At 61.9% G+C, this 14159-nt stretch carries 12 protein-coding genes and 1 pseudogene; 11 read left to right on the plus strand and 2 right to left on the minus strand.

All coding sequences use genetic code 11. The annotated features are described in order from the left end of the window. A partial coding sequence (gene traA, locus A6U98_RS28670) for a Ti-type conjugative transfer relaxase TraA (RefSeq protein WP_064654326.1) occupies positions 1 to 2431 on the plus strand: 2431 nt, incomplete at its 5' end. Between the two features lie 370 nt (positions 2432 to 2801). Beyond that, positions 2802 to 3422, plus strand: a complete 621-nt coding sequence (locus A6U98_RS28675) for a type IV toxin-antitoxin system AbiEi family antitoxin domain-containing protein (RefSeq protein ID WP_003555692.1) — start codon at positions 2802 to 2804, stop codon at positions 3420 to 3422. 253 nt (positions 3423 to 3675) lie between these two features. Here the strand turns inward: A6U98_RS28675 and A6U98_RS38160 are convergent. Both A6U98_RS38160 and A6U98_RS28680 read right to left on the minus strand, forming a co-directional pair. Continuing rightward, a pseudogene (locus A6U98_RS38160) lies at positions 3676 to 3937 on the minus strand (type II toxin-antitoxin system RelE/ParE family toxin). Beyond that, on the minus strand, positions 3937 to 4218 hold the full coding sequence (locus A6U98_RS28680; RefSeq protein WP_064654327.1) for a type II toxin-antitoxin system Phd/YefM family antitoxin: 282 nt from the start codon (positions 4216 to 4218) through the stop codon (positions 3937 to 3939). Before A6U98_RS28680 ends, A6U98_RS38160 begins: the two are co-directional and overlap by 1 nt. A 220-nt stretch (positions 4219 to 4438) precedes the next feature. On the opposite strand from A6U98_RS28680, the gene A6U98_RS28685 reads away from it, so the two are divergent. The 9 genes from A6U98_RS28685 (at position 4439) to A6U98_RS28725 (ending at position 14131) form a co-directional block, all read left to right on the plus strand. Further along, a complete protein-coding gene (locus tag A6U98_RS28685) occupies positions 4439 to 5431 on the plus strand; it encodes an LLM class flavin-dependent oxidoreductase (protein WP_064654328.1) in 993 nt (330 codons plus the stop codon). A 24-nt stretch (positions 5432 to 5455) separates the two neighbouring features. Further along, the gene (locus A6U98_RS28690) at positions 5456 to 6805 is read left to right on the plus strand and encodes an LLM class flavin-dependent oxidoreductase (RefSeq protein WP_064654329.1); all 1350 of its coding nucleotides are present in this window, start codon (positions 5456 to 5458) and stop codon (positions 6803 to 6805) included. Positions 6806 to 6822: 17 nt separating this feature from the next. Then, entirely contained in the window at positions 6823 to 8022 is a 1200-nt protein-coding gene (locus A6U98_RS28695; RefSeq protein WP_064654330.1) for a M20 aminoacylase family protein, read from the plus strand. Further along, positions 8019 to 8576: a GNAT family N-acetyltransferase gene (locus tag A6U98_RS28700; RefSeq protein ID WP_064654331.1), complete on the plus strand. Its 558-nt coding sequence runs from the start codon at positions 8019 to 8021 to the stop codon at positions 8574 to 8576. The genes A6U98_RS28695 and A6U98_RS28700 overlap by 4 nt, the downstream gene beginning before the upstream one ends. Before the next feature lie 37 nt (positions 8577 to 8613). Further along, positions 8614 to 10389 carry an amino acid ABC transporter permease/ATP-binding protein gene (locus tag A6U98_RS38080; protein ID WP_082934004.1) on the plus strand — a complete coding sequence of 592 codons (1776 nt, stop codon included), beginning with the start codon at positions 8614 to 8616 and terminating at the stop codon, positions 10387 to 10389. Between the two features lie 91 nt (positions 10390 to 10480). After that, a complete protein-coding gene (locus A6U98_RS28710; RefSeq protein ID WP_064654332.1) occupies positions 10481 to 11425 on the plus strand; it encodes an ABC transporter substrate-binding protein in 945 nt (314 codons plus the stop codon). 67 nt (positions 11426 to 11492) lie between these two features. Continuing rightward, positions 11493 to 12428, plus strand: coding sequence for an ABC transporter substrate-binding protein (locus A6U98_RS28715; protein ID WP_064654333.1), 936 nt, complete (start codon positions 11493 to 11495; stop codon positions 12426 to 12428). 7 nt (positions 12429 to 12435) lie between these two features. Next, a complete protein-coding gene (locus A6U98_RS28720; RefSeq protein WP_064654334.1) occupies positions 12436 to 13473 on the plus strand; it encodes an LLM class flavin-dependent oxidoreductase in 1038 nt (345 codons plus the stop codon). A 61-nt stretch (positions 13474 to 13534) separates the two neighbouring features. Next, positions 13535 to 14131 (plus strand): DsbA family protein, encoded by a 597-nt coding sequence (locus A6U98_RS28725; protein ID WP_064654335.1) that lies wholly within the window; start codon positions 13535 to 13537, stop codon positions 14129 to 14131. The last annotated feature ends 28 nt before the right edge of the window (positions 14132 to 14159 follow it).

Genomic DNA, 14159 nt, shown 5'->3' on the forward strand with positions numbered 1-14159 from the left:
GCAGACCTTCCAGAATGCTTTTGCCGCGGTCATGGCGTCGAAGGCTCTGGTCGAGTTGAGGCCCGACAGTTCAAGCCTTCGGGGCCGTGACGGGGAGGCCCGCTATTCAACCGTCGAGATAGTGGCGATCGAAGGCGCGATCGCAACAGCCACTGTTGCGATGAAGACGCGCCAAAACCACGGTGTCTTCAAGCGATATGTCGACGCTGCGATTGCCGAACAGGACAGATCGATCCAGGCGGGGAATCCTTCACCGGGGCAGGGGCTGTCGGCGGAACAACGTCAGGCGATCGAGCATGTCACGGGTCCAGCTCAGATCGCCGTGGTGATCGGCTTTGCCGGTGCCGGCAAGAGCACGATGCTGGCGGCTGCCCGCCACGCCTGGGAAGCGCAGGGCTATCGTGTTCATGGCGCGGCTTTGGCCGGCAAGGCGGCGGAAGGCCTGGAGCAATCGTCCGGGATCGCAAGCCGCACATTGGCGTCGTGGGAATACAGCTGGCAGGCTGATCGCGGACGGCTCAACGCTCGTGACGTCTTCGTCATCGACGAAGGCGGAATGGTCGGCAGCCGTCAGCTCGCCCGCTTCGTGGACGAGGTCAAACGGGCCGGCGCCAAGCTCGTCCTGGTCGGCGATCATGAACAGCTTCAGGCGATCGGAGCAGGGGCACCGTTCCGGGCAATCGCGGAAGCCGTCGGTCATGCGCAGCTTTCGGAAGTGCGCCGGCAAAAAGCCGATTGGCAAAAGCAGGCTTCGATCGACTTTGCATCTCACCGGACCGCAGCCGGGTTGTCGGCCTACGAGGCACGGGGAAGCGTTCATCTGAAGACGGATCGAGCGGAAACGCTGAAGGCGATCATTGCCGATTACGTCGCTGACCGATCGGCTCATCCCAACGACACGCGCATTGCGATGGCTCATCGGCGGATAGATGTGGCTGCGATCAATGCCGGCATTCGTGCTCGGTTGCAGGAAAGCGGCGAGTTGGCAAAGGGCAGTAACCCGCCTGGTGATAAGGGTGAGGAACTCACCTACCAGACCAACAATGGGAAGCGATCCTTTGCGCGTGGCGACCGCATCGTCTTCCTGGAGAATGATCGTGATCTCGCCGTCAAGAATGGCATGCTGGGCGAGGTGATCGCCGTCGCGCCGGACGCAATACAGGTTCGGCTTGACGGCAAGGCGCAGACGCAAGATGGCCAGCGCCACGTGACTATCCCGGTCAATCGTTACCAATCCTTTGACCACGGCTACGCAACGACAATCCACAAGACGCAAGGCGCTACCGTCGACCGGAGTTTTGTTCTGGCGTCGACGACCATGGACCGGCATCTGACCTATGTGGCGATGACCCGTCACCGCGAGGCGGTGCAGCTCTATGCGGGGCTCGATGCATTCAAGACGGTGCGCGCCCTGACAGAGACGCTGAGCCGGTCAGGCGTGAAGGAGGCGACGCTTGACTATACGCATGACTTTGCCAATCGGCGCGGCATGGAGGATCGCCGGGGGCAGGGCGAGAGTGATGTCGCACCTGCGGTAATCACCAGGGAGGCGGAGCGCATCGCGGACACGACGGTTCCCAAGCCAACGCAGGAACCGCGGCCGCTCGCAGCCCGCACCATCGCCGATGGCGGCTCTTCGCACCAGGATCGCAGTGACCATCAACGTGACGATGAACGCCGCGTGCTCGTTGCGGCCGTGAAGACCTATGCGATGAGCGTGGAAGAGGTTGGACGATCAAAGGCGATGCCGGCATTCGAACGAGATTGGGAGGCGGCAAAGCAGCTTTCGCCGCAGGTGTTCAAAGACGCGCGAGCGGCAATGCGAACCTTGCGCGGCCGCATCCTGGATGAGAATACGGATCCGGTCGAGCTCGCCAACCAACTCAGCGCTTCGCCCGAGACGATCGGCGCGCTGGCTGGCAAGACCGGCCTGTTGGGAGACAACGCCGAACGCAAACACGCGCTTTCCCGGATCGATGCGCTGGCGTCGCATGTCCGCCAATCCGCCAACACCTGGCAGCGTCGCCTCGCGGTCGAATGCGGCTCCGAACGCTGGAAGCGGGAAAAGCAGGACGTGGTCGAAGTTCTGGGCCCGAGCCGCCGGAGCGAGGCGCTGCTGCGCAAGCTCGACGATCTCGCCTACAGCGACAAGGCAAAGTTCGTCGAACGACTGGCGGGGACACCGGAGGGCCGCCGAGCGCTTGCCGAGGCAAAGGACATCGTCAGCGCGATCGAAACGCGCTTCGGTCGCGCCGATCCCTCAGATCTCGCGGATCAGCTCAAGCGAGCCGGGCCCGATCAGGCTGGGGATGTCGAGCGTATCCGCCAGGTTGCTCGCCTTGCCGACCGTAGCCATCGTGCGGAGCTCACCCAGCAGATGGAGTTGAAGCGGTCGCTTTCGCGCACGAAGAGTTTGGGATTGGGGATGTAGAGTTCCATCTCCGACCGGTGGTCTTTTTGATTTGGGCCGGATCGTTCTGCGTGTCGATGATGCGGCGGATCGGCTCGGTCTTATTGATCTGCTTGCGTTTCACGCGCACATCTGGGCCAGCCTCCGGCCTTCGCCGACGGTGACGGTGACGGTGACGGTGACGGTGACGAAATAGAAGCCGATTTCCGCGCCTCCGCGTCAAGCTCTGGCCCCAGCACCAGACCTTGCAGAATAAGCCTTTGCGTGAATGCTCGCCGCCTTCGCCGCACAGCTCGCTGTAGGGGGTGTCGAAATGGGGGATTTCCGAGCAAGCGGCTTTGTGATAAAACCTCTGCTATATATTCGATGAATAGAGGAATCGTCACGGGCGATGACATTCACTACCGCCCAGAGACTTCGAGCGCTCGACCTCCTGAAAGCGCGGGGGATGCTCCGGCTGAAGGATTTCGTTGCCGAAGGCATTGGACCGGAGACGCTCGCCCGTCTCGTTCGGGAGGAGGCAGTCGTCCGTCCGGCACGAGGCCTGTATCAACTCCCGGACACTCAGGCTGAGGCGGCCCATGCACTCGCTGAAGCGGCTGTTCTGGTTCCAAAGGGCGTGGTCTGCTTGACCTCGGCCCTTCAATACCACGAACTGACGCTGCAGATGCCCTCGGCTGTGTGGATGGCGATCGACCGCACTGCCTGGCGCCCCAAGATCGATTATCCGCCTATCAAGTTCGTACGCTTCAAGGGGTCCGCTCTCACCGAGGGCGTCGAACGGCATCGCATCGAGGGCGTCGAGGTGCCGATCACAAATCCGGCGCGTTCGATCGTCGATTGCTTCCGCTATCGGGCGAAAGTCGGCCTCGACGTTGCGATGGAGGGGCTGCGCGAGGGGCTCCGTCGGCGCAAGACCACAAGCGACGACCTCTGGACATATGCGAAAGAGGCGAGGATCTGGTCGATCATGCGACCCTATGTCGAAGCGACGGTGGCCGATGGCGCGTGAACTCAAGAAAAACGTAGGGGCATCGGCGGGCGTTCCTTGGTCGCGAACGGATGGAGGCCGCACCACCCGCCTTGGGCACGGTGGTCGCTGATCTCGGACGCTTCCTATTGCCGCTGACGCAGCCTGTGGAAGGGGAATGGCGCTGGAAGCCTCATGAGGGCTGGATTCAGCTCAAGTAAAGCAGCTTGGATATCCAAAGCGCTGAAGTACGATATGCCGGACGTCAGCGGATGAGCCTTCGCTCGAGAAAGCTTCACATCTCGCGCCGTCCGTCTACGACGCAGTAGCCGACGACATCGGTGCCCATAATGCGATAGATCATGCGCTACGGCTTATGGTGTACTTCCCGATATTCGGAAATTCCGATCCCCGCTAACTCCTTCGGAATATTTCCGCCGGCGCATGCGCTCTCGATTTCCGTCAGTGCGCTGGCGTCTCGGCGCCGTCGCGCTAGCGATGAAGCGATAGCGATCGTCGCGTTCGGCGTCCTCGGCGAAATGAACACGAGATGGCATCAGGCTTGGCTGTCAGCCAGACGATTTCGGATGCGCGCGAAGGATTCGGCAGCGGGGCGCAGTTTGCCCTCCTCGACCTGCCGGTTGGTCAGCGCCAGCACCTTCAGAAGCGCCAGCGTCTCCTGTGTTTCTTCGTATTGGCCGATATCCTGAAGGATAGCTTTCGCCTCTCCGTGAAGCGTAATGACGACCGGCTGCGGATTATCCTTCAGCTTTCGGATGACCTCCGGCGCATGCGCCTTGAGATAGCTGATCGGCTTGACCTGTTCTGACAGCTTCATGCGGTTACTCCCTTTCGACCAGAATATAGACCATCAAGTGGCGATTGAAGGAAGCCTTGCGCTGCCGGTGAGACACAGTCCCGGCAGGCGATTTTCCATCTTAGGTGCGGCTGCTTTTTTTCACTCATCGCGTTCGAAAGAGAATGCCATTTCTTATAATGAAGTTTGTCTACTGATTTTATAGACTAAATTTTGCAACCAAGGATCGGATCGTGGTGCCATGACCTACCTCCTCAGTCTTCTCGACAAAAGCCCGATCGAACAGGGTCTAACGGCCGCGGATGCGCTGCGGGCGACGGTAAAGATTGCCGCTCGGGCCGAGGAACTCGGTTATCACCGTTTCTGGGTCGCCGAGCACCATAACATGTCAAATCTGGCGAGCTCCGCGCCGGAGGCGCTGATAGCCTATCTTCTCGCCAGGACCTCGAGGATCCGCATCGGCTCCGGCGGCGTCATGCTGCAGCACTACAGTGCGTATAAGGTTGCGGAGACCTTCAATCTTCTGGCATCGCTTGCGCCCGGCCGCGTCGATCTCGGTGTCGGCAAGGCGCCAGGCGGATTTCCGCTCTCGACGCGCGCCCTGCAGCTTGCCGTCGATCCGGCCAGGAAGCCGGAATTCGCGAGCCAGCTTTCCGATCTCAACATCTATCTCGCCGCCGACCCGAATTACGACGGGGCGCAGGCGACGCCTTTCCCGCCGACTGCGCCTGAGCGTTTTCTGCTGGGCGCCAGCGTCGAAAGCGCCCAGCTCGCTGCCGAGAAGGGCTGGGAACTTGTTTTCGCCGGTCATTTGAACGGCGATCCCGACAATCTGCGCAGGACCTTCGAGGCTTATGAGCGGGCATCCTGTGGCAAGCGCCCGATCCTGGCGCTCGCAGCCTTCGCCGCCGAAAGCGAGGACTATGCCCGCGAGCGCGTCGGCAAGCTGCGCATCGTCAAAGTGTTCCTGCCGAACGGCCAGACCGTCAATGTCGGCAGCGAGGAGCAGGCGGCCGAATTTGCCCGCCAGGCCGGCGTCACCGATTACCGCATCGAGGAAAAGGTGCCGAGCGTGCTGCATGGCACGGCGGAACAGATCCGCAAGGAGCTGGACGAACTTCACCGCCGCTATGGGGTCAAGGAGTTCGTGCTGGACACGCCGGCGCTTTCGGTTGCCGAGCGCCTGGCTTCCATCGAGCTGCTCGCCAAGGAGCGGCTTTCCCTCGTCGCCTGACCGTTTCCAAGGAGGATTGATCCCATGGCTCAAAAACACGTCACGTTCGGCATCATGCTGCAGGGTCCCGGCGGTCACATGAATGCGTGGAAGCATCCAAGCGGACCGGCCGATGCCAGCGTCAATTTCGACTTCTTCGTCAAGACGGCGCGCAAGGCTGAGGCGGCCGGCATCGCTTTCGCCTTCGTTGCCGACGGGCTCTACATCAACGAGCAGTCTATTCCGCATTTCCTCAATCGGTTCGAGCCGATCGCCATTCTCTCGGCGCTCGCCGCCTCGACCTCGAAAATCGGCCTCGTCGGCACAGTTTCGACCTCCTACAGCGATCCCTTCACCATCGCCCGCCAGTTCGCCTCGATCGATCTCATCAGCGGCGGCAGGGCAGGGTGGAATGCGGTGACCTCGCCGCTCGAGGGTTCCGGCCGCAATTACAGCCGCGAACATCCCGAGCACGAACTGCGCTATGAGATCGCCGAGGATTATATCGATGCGATCAAGGGCCTGTGGGATTCCTGGGATGACGACGCCTTCGTCCGCAACCGTGAGACCGGCGTCTTTGTCGACAAGACGAAGATGCATCGCCTCAACCACAAGGGCCGCTTCTTCCGCGTCGAGGGGCCGCTCAATATCGGCCGTTCCAAGCAGGGCCAACCGGTCGTCTTCCAGGCGGGCGCCTCGGACTCCGGCATCAGGCTTGCCGGCAAACATGCCGACGCGGTCTTCACCAATGGTGGGCCGTTCGAGGAGGCGCAGGCCTTCTACCGACAGCTCAAAGACAGCGTGATTGCCCATGGCCGCAGTGCCGCGGAAGTTGGTATCTATCCTGGTATCGGGCCGATCGTCGGAGCGACGCAGGAAGAGGCGGAAGCGAAGTACCAGGCGATCCGCAACCTCGTCACGACAGAGGAGGCACTGCTCTATCTCGGCCGCTTCTTCGATCATCATGATTTCAGCGTCTATCCGCTCGACGAGCCGTTCCCCGAACTCGGCGATATCGGCAGGAACAATTTCCGCGCCACCACCGACCGCATCAAGAAGACGGCGCGGGAGAAGGGCTTGACGCTCCGGCAAGTCGCGCTTGATTCCGCAACGCCGCGCACGGCCTTCATTGGCACGGCCAAGCATATCGCCGACGAAATCATCCGCTGGGTGGACCATGGTGCTGCCGACGGCTTTATCCTTGGTTTCCCTGTCATCGCCGAGGGCTTCGATGACTTCTCCAGTTATGTTCTGCCGATCCTCACGGAGCGCGGCTATTTCGATCCGGTCCTGAAGGGCGAGACGCTGCGCGACCATCTGGGTCTGCCCTTCCGCGAAAGCCGCTATGCGGCGGAGGCAGATCAAGTCGAGTGCGGAAAGGCTGTCGGCGCCTGAGGCGCCGACGAACCGTCATGAACATCATCGCTCACAACCCGCGCAGCAACGATCCGGTCGAGAAGGGTATCGCCGCCTATCTCGACGAGATCATCGCGCTTCGCCACGATCTGCACCAATATCCGGAGCTTGCGTTCCAGGAGCTCAGGACCAGCAAGCTCGTGGCATCCCGCCTTTCCTCCTGGGGCTATGAGGTGGCGACGGGCATTGCCGGAACCGGCATCGTCGCCACCCTCAGGCGCGGCGAGGGCAAAAGGCGGATCGGCATCCGGGCCGACATGGATGCCTTGCCGATCGAGGAGGCGACCGGTCTTGCCTATGCCAGCAGCAATCCCGGCGTCATGCATGCCTGCGGCCATGACGGACATACGTCGATCCTGCTCGCCGCCGCGCGTTATCTCGCCGAAAGCGGCAATTTCAGCGGCACGCTGCGGCTGATCTTCCAGCCCGCTGAGGAAATCGGCGCGGGCGCCCGCAAGATGATATCGGAAGGCCTGTTCGAACGTTTTCCTGTCGATGCGGTCTTCGGGCTGCACAATTGGCCGGGTGTGCCGACGGGCCAATTCGGCTTCGTCGCCGGCCCGGCCATGGCTTCGGTCGACAAGGCGATCATCAAGATCATCGGCAAGGGTGGCCATGGCGCCGAACCGCATCGGACAGTCGATCCGGTGCTCGCTTCGGCCTCCTTCATTACCGCGCTGCAGAGCGTCGTCTCGCGCAATGTCGATCCGCAGGAGATGGCGGTCGTCACCGTCGGCTCGATCCATGCCGGCTCCGCCTCGAACGTCATCCCGGAAAGCGTCGAGATGCAGCTGACCATGCGGGCCTATAACGAGACGGTCCGCCAGCTGTTGCGAGAGCGCATTCCGGCACTTGCCCGCGCCCAGGCCGAAAGCTTCGGCGCCGAGGCGGATGTGAATTACCGCCTCGGCTTTCCGGCGCTGATCAACCATGCGGCGGAGACGACCTTTGCCCGCGACGTCGCCGACGACGCACTCGGCCCCGCGGCGATCGAGAAGGATTTCCGGCCGAGGACAGCGAGCGAGGATTTTGCCTTCATGCTGCAGGCAAATCCCGGCAGCTATCTCTTCGTCGGGAATGGCGACAGCGCTCCTCTCCACAGCGCCCACTATAATTTCAACGACGCGATCATCGCGCCCGCCGCCCGTTACTGGGTGCGGCTCGCCGAAACCTTCCTCACTGATGACAAGGGGTGATGAACGATATGAGCGATACGTTTCTCTATACCAGCCCTCTCGACCCGCGCGCCAAACCGCTGATCGATGAATTGATCCACGAATATGACAGCCGCTACGGCAACTATTTCAATGCCGAAGGGGCTGCGGCCGAGCTAAACCGCTATCCTCCTGAAGCCTTTGCGCCGCCTGACGGCAATTTTCTCCTGTTGGTCCGTGATGGCGAGACCATCGGCGGCGGCGCCTTCAAGCACTATGACGAACGCACGGCCGAGTTCAAACGCATCTGGACGCGCTCCGATCTGCGCCGTCAGGGCCTTGCCCGCAAGGTGCTGGTGGAACTGGAGGCCCAGGCCGCCCGCCAGGGCTATGGCCGCATCTACCTGACGACCGGCTTTCGCCAGCCCGAAGCCGTCGGCCTCTATCTGAACTACGGCTACACCGCTCTCTTCGACACCTCAGCCGATCCAGAGATCTACAAGAGCCTGCCCTTCGAGAAGGACCTCACCCATCTCGCTGAGCCTGCGCATGAAGATGCCGAACCGCGCCTGCGCGTGGCCGGCGCAAATTTCTGAAAACGGCAAAGACCGACAATCATAAAAGGGAAGCACAATGGCACTGACGACGGATTTCGCCGGCATCGACCCGGGCAGCAGGACGGCAGGATCGAAGGATTATTCCCGTTACCGCATCGTGCCGGCGCGTCATCCGGGCCGCCTGGCAGGCACGATCTTTGCCGCCGTCGTCATCATCGCCGTGCTCTATTCCATTTTCACCAATCCGCGCTGGGGTTGGGGCGTCTTTGCTGAATGGTTCTTTGCCGAACCAGTGCTCGTCGGTCTCGGCAGGACGCTGCTTTTGACCGTGCTTGCCGCCATATCCGGCTCCATCCTCGGAACGGCTCTGGCGCTTGCCCGCGTTTCCAAGTCGCCGCTGCTCTCCGGCCTTTCCTGGGGCTATATCTGGCTGCTGCGCTCGATCCCGGTCATCGTGTTGCTGCTGATCCTGAACAATCTCGGCTACCTCTACGAGACGATCAAGATCGGGATTCCCTTCACCGATACCGTCTTCCTGGACTATCCCACAGTGCAGTTGCTGACGCCCTTTGCCGCTGCCTTTCTCGGCCTGACTCTCAACCAGTCGGCCTTCTTCGCCGAGATCGTGCGCGGCGGCATCCTCGCTGTGGACCACGGACAGTTGGAGGCCGCCGCCGCACTCGGCCTGCCGCGCCGCCGCCAGGCCTTCCGCATCGTGCTTCCGCAGGCCATGCGCTCGATTCTGCCGACCGGCTTTAACGAACTCATCGGACTGGCGAAGAGCACCTCCATGGTCTACGTGCTGGCGCTGCCGGAGCTCTTCTATACGGTCCAGGTGATCTACCGCCGCAATCTCGAAGTCATTCCGCTCCTGATGGTCGCGACCGTCTGGTATCTGATCATCATGACGGTGCTGTCGATCGCTCAGCGCTATATCGAACGCTACTTCTCCAAAGGCGCCGTGCGCAATCCGACGCCGTTGCCCTTCCAGGCACTTTTCGAGCGTTTCCGCCGTCCGCTGCCTGTCTTCGATACGGCGACCGACACCGTGCGCAAGATCGGTTTCCAGGATGCGGCGACGCTGCGGGCCGCAGGCGGCGCGGTGCGCATTCACGGCATTTCCAAAAGCTTCGGCTCGCTGAAAGTGCTCGATGATGTCGAGCTCAGTCTGCCTGCAGGCAGCGTGACCGCCATCCTCGGTCCGTCCGGCTCGGGCAAGTCGACGCTTCTGCGCGCCATCAACCACCTGGAGCGTGTCGATGAGGGTTTCATCTCGGTGGACGGCGATTTCGTCGGCTATAGCAGGAAGGGCGATACGCTCTACGAGCTCAGGGAGAAGGATATCCTCAAACGCCGCGCCGATATCGGCATGGTCTTCCAGAGCTTCAATCTCTTCCCGCATCTGACCGTGCTCGAAAACCTCATCGAGGCACCGATCCAGGTTCGCGGCGTCGGCCGTGAGGACGCCGTGCAGCTGGCGCAGGAGCTGCTGGCACGCATCGGCCTCAGCGACAAGATCAACGCCTATCCGCGCCAGCTTTCCGGCGGCCAGCAGCAGCGTGTGGCGATCGCCCGTGCACTGGCGCTCCGCCCGAAGGTGCTGCTCTTCGACGAGCCGACATCGGCGCTTGATCCGGAGCTCGTCGGCGAAGTGCTCGACGTCATCAAGGAGCTTGCCCGCACCGGCACGACGCTCGTCATCGTCACCCATGAGGTCGGTTTTGCCCGCGAAGTCGCCGACACGGTCGTCTTCATGGACAGCGGCCGCATCCTGGAGGCTGGCCCGCCGGCCCGCATCTTCGCACAAGCGGAACATCCCCGTACGCGGGAATTCCTCGCCAAGGTTCTCTAGCGCCTGATAGCGCTGGCGAAATGCCGGGCCGCGACGGGCTGCTCCGGCCGAATAGCAACAACCACAACCTAAAGATGAATGGAGAAGGGGCATGACATTTACAGATAGGGCAAGGCTTCTGATAGCGGGAGCCGTCGCCGTGGCCGCGATCGGTTTCGGTTCAGCGCAGGCGCAGCAGAAGTTCGATCTCAGCCCCGAGCAGCCGAACCGGCTGCGGGTGGAAAAGAACGAGAAGCGCATTGCCGAAGTCAAGGACTTCAAGTTCGTCGAAAACGGTGTCTTCACCGTCGGCATCAGCTCGAGCGGCAATCTGCCGCTGCATGATTATGCCTCCGATTCCAAGACGGTCATCGGTTATGACGTCGATCTGGCGCAGGCGATTGCCGACAGCCTGGGCCTGAAGCTCGAATTGGTTTCTGTTGCCTGGGCCGATTGGCCGTTGGGGCTGACCTCCGGAAAGTTCGACGCGGTGATCTCCAATGTGACCGTCACGGAAGAGCGCAAGCAGAAATTCGACTTTTCGACCTATCGCAAGGATGAGCTTGGCTTCTACGTCAAGGCCGACAGCCCGATCACCGCGATCAAGCAGCCGAAGGATATTGCCGGCCTGAAGGTCATCACCGATGCCGGCACCAACCAGGAGAAGATTCTGCTGGAATGGGACCGACAGAATGTCGCCGCCGGCCTGAAGCCGATCGAGGTGCAATATTATGACGACGACGCGGTCAAGGATCTTGCCGTTCAGTCCGGCAGAGCCGACACCGTCTTCAGCGTGAACGCGACGCAAGCCTATTCGGCGGGGATCAACGGCAAGACCAAGCTCGTCGGCACCGTCAGCGGCGGTTGGCCGATCACGGCAGAAATTGCCGTCACCACACGCAAGGGCAGCGGCCTGGCAGCGCCCTTGACCGATGTCGTCAACGACCTGATCGCCAGCGGCGCCTATCGGAAGATCCTCGATACGTGGAACCTCGGTCCTGAGGCGATCGACAAGGCCCAGACCAACCCCCCAGGCCTGCCGAAGAGCGGTTCCTGATCAGTTCCCATAGGGCCGGCGGCATTGCCGCCTGCCCCCCTGCCTGACAGTTTGGAGATTAAAGACGATGATTGCCCTTCCGGCATTCCGGACCCTGCTGATCGCCGCCATGGCGTCGGCCCTTTCCTTCGGCGCACCCCATGCAGCCGAGGATTTCGACCTCAGCCCAGAGCAGCCGGGCCGGCTTCACGCCGCCAAGAACGATGCGGCTATCGCTGCGATCCCGAGGGATTTCAAGTTCGTCACGTCAGGCAAGTTCACCATCGCCGTCAGCCCGGGCGGCCCGCCGCTTGCCACCTATGCCACGGATGCGAAGACCGTGGTCGGGGCAGATCCCGATTATGCCTATGCCATCGCCGACAGCCTCGGGCTGACGCTGGAGATCGTGCCGGTCGCCTGGATCGACTGGCCGCTCGGCCTTGCCTCGGGCAAGTATGATGCTGTCATCTCCAATGTCGGGGTCACCGAGCAGCGCAAGGAGAAATTCGATTTTTCCACCTACCGCCAGGGCTTGCATGGTTTCTTCGTAAAATCCGACAGCCCTGTGACCTCGATCAAGGAGCCCAAGGATGCGGCAGGCCTCAGGATCATTGTCGGGGCCGGCACCAACCAGGAGCGTATCCTGGTGAAGTGGAGCGAGGAAGATGTTGCCGCAGGCCTGAAGCCGATCGAGCTGCAATACTACGACGACGAGGCGGCAAGCCTTCTCGCGCTGCGGTCCGGCCGGGCCGATGTCATCGTCCAGCCGCATGCACAGCTCGTCTTCATCGCCGCGCGCGACCAGAACATCAAGCGCGTCGGCACGCTGAGCGCCGGCTGGCCGGATCGCTCGGATGTCGCGATCACCACCCGCAAGGGAAGCGGGCTGGCCGATGCGCTGACTGCCGCCACCAACGGCCTGATCAAGGATGGCACCTACGCAAAAATCCTCGACCACTGGCATCTCTCCGAGGAAGCCTTGCCGGCATCCGAGACCAACCCGCCCGGCCTGCCGAAATACTAATCATCGGATGGCACGAGTGGGCAACATATCCATCAACCATATAGGCTTCCTCACCCCCGGCAATTATCCCGACGAAGATCCGTTGTCGGGATTGGAGCAGACGCTTGAGCAACTGCAATATGGCGAAGATCTGGGCTTCGACAGCGCCTGGGTCCGCCAACGGCACCTGGAGCCTGGAATCTCTTCGGCGACCGCCTTCCTGGCGGCGGCGACGCAGCGCACCAGTCGGATCGAGCTTGGAACCGCGGTCATCCCAATCGGTTACGAGAGCCCTTACCGGCTGGCCGAAGATCTCGCCACCGTCGATGTTCTGTCGCGTGGGCGGCTGAACATCGGCGTCAGCGCCGGACGACCGTTGCACGCAGACCTGATCGCTCCGCTTGTCTTCGACGGCGACTGGACGGGTTACGATTTCTCGCATGATCGCGTGCGGCGCTTTGCCGACAATCTGCGCGGCAGCTACCTCGGCGACGAGCAGACCTTGATCAAGACGCCCTTCGGCCCGCAGCGGCCGCGGCTGCAGCCTTATGCCAAGGGCTTGATCGACCGGATCTGGTATGGCGGCGGGTCGCAGCGCTCGGCCGAATGGGCCGGCCGCAATGGCTTCAACCTGTTGACCGGCAATGTGATAACGGGCGAGGGGACCGATGATTTCTTCACCGCGCAATCGCGGCTGATCGAAACCTATCGCGCCGCCGGCACGCAGCGCCGGGTCGCGCTGGGCCGCGTCATCGTGCCTTTCGATAGCGCCGATGCCGCAACGCGCCGCCGGTATCGAGACTATGCCGATGGCCGTCATGAGCGAACCCTTTCACCGCAGGGCGAGCGGCGCACCCTGTTCGCCCGTGATGTCGTCGGTACATCAGACGAGATATTGGCGCAGCTTTTTGCCGATCCGATCCTGCCCGAGGTCAGCGAGTTGAGGCTGGAGCTCCCTTACGAGTTCGAGCACGAGGAATATCGCCAGATTCTCCACGACTTCGTGACAGCAATCGCACCGGAACTCGGATGGAAAGCGCCATCCGACATTCGGGCCGCTTCCTGAAGCCTCATCGAGCCACGCCCATTCGACGCCGGAACAATCACCTCGCAGGGAACATGCATCAGTGACCAAATCAGTAGAGTACTTCTTTTCGATCGGCTCGCCCTGGTCCTACATCGGCTTCGACGCCTTCGCCGAGCTTGCGGCGAAGAACGACGTCGTCATCACACCCTATCTGACGACGGTGGTCGAGGAAAATGGCGGTATCTTTTCGCGCAACCGCCCGGAGATCCGGCGCGCCTACTGGACGCGGGACCTCAAGCGCTGGGCGCGCGTGCGCGGCAAGGAACTGCGGCTCGAACATCGCCCTGATTTGAGTGATCCGACGCCGGCGTCCCTCTTTGTGATTGCGGCCTATCTCGACGGACAGGATTGGATCGGCGTTGCCCGCGCCCTGCAGCATGCCTTCTGGAGCGAGGCGAGGGATATCGGCAAGCCCGACGTGCGCGAGGCGATCGTGACATCAGCGGGTTTCGATGGCGCGGTACTCCTCAGACGACAAGCCGACGACGATGTCCAGAACAAATGGTCGGCAGACCGCGTGCATGCGCGCGACAGCAGCGTCTTCGGCTTTCCCACCTATATCTATGATGGCGAAATCTATTGGGGACAGGACAATTTGCCCTTCCTCGAACGTCATCTTCACGGCGACAAGCCTTAGGCTTGGATTAAGCAATTCAGCCCCGGTT

It is taken from the genome of Rhizobium sp. WYCCWR10014, from assembly GCF_001657485.1.
GTDB lineage: Bacteria > Pseudomonadota > Alphaproteobacteria > Rhizobiales > Rhizobiaceae > Rhizobium.

Bases quoted from the DNA above. Each gene is read 5' to 3' on its own strand.
- A6U98_RS28675 (WP_003555692.1), top strand. From the start codon at position 2,802: ATGACATTCACTACCGCCCAGAGACTTCGAGCGCTCGACCTCCTGAAA.
- A6U98_RS28680 (WP_064654327.1), bottom strand. From the start codon at position 4,218: ATGAAGCTGTCAGAACAGGTCAAGCCGATCAGCTATCTCAAGGCGCAT.
- A6U98_RS28685 (WP_064654328.1), top strand. From the start codon at position 4,439: ATGACCTACCTCCTCAGTCTTCTCGACAAAAGCCCGATCGAACAGGGT.
- A6U98_RS28690 (WP_064654329.1), top strand. From the start codon at position 5,456: ATGGCTCAAAAACACGTCACGTTCGGCATCATGCTGCAGGGTCCCGGC.
- A6U98_RS28695 (WP_064654330.1), top strand. From the start codon at position 6,823: ATGAACATCATCGCTCACAACCCGCGCAGCAACGATCCGGTCGAGAAG.
- A6U98_RS38080 (WP_082934004.1), top strand. From the start codon at position 8,614: ATGGCACTGACGACGGATTTCGCCGGCATCGACCCGGGCAGCAGGACG.
- A6U98_RS28710 (WP_064654332.1), top strand. From the start codon at position 10,481: ATGACATTTACAGATAGGGCAAGGCTTCTGATAGCGGGAGCCGTCGCC.
- A6U98_RS28715 (WP_064654333.1), top strand. From the start codon at position 11,493: ATGATTGCCCTTCCGGCATTCCGGACCCTGCTGATCGCCGCCATGGCG.
- A6U98_RS28720 (WP_064654334.1), top strand. From the start codon at position 12,436: ATGGCACGAGTGGGCAACATATCCATCAACCATATAGGCTTCCTCACC.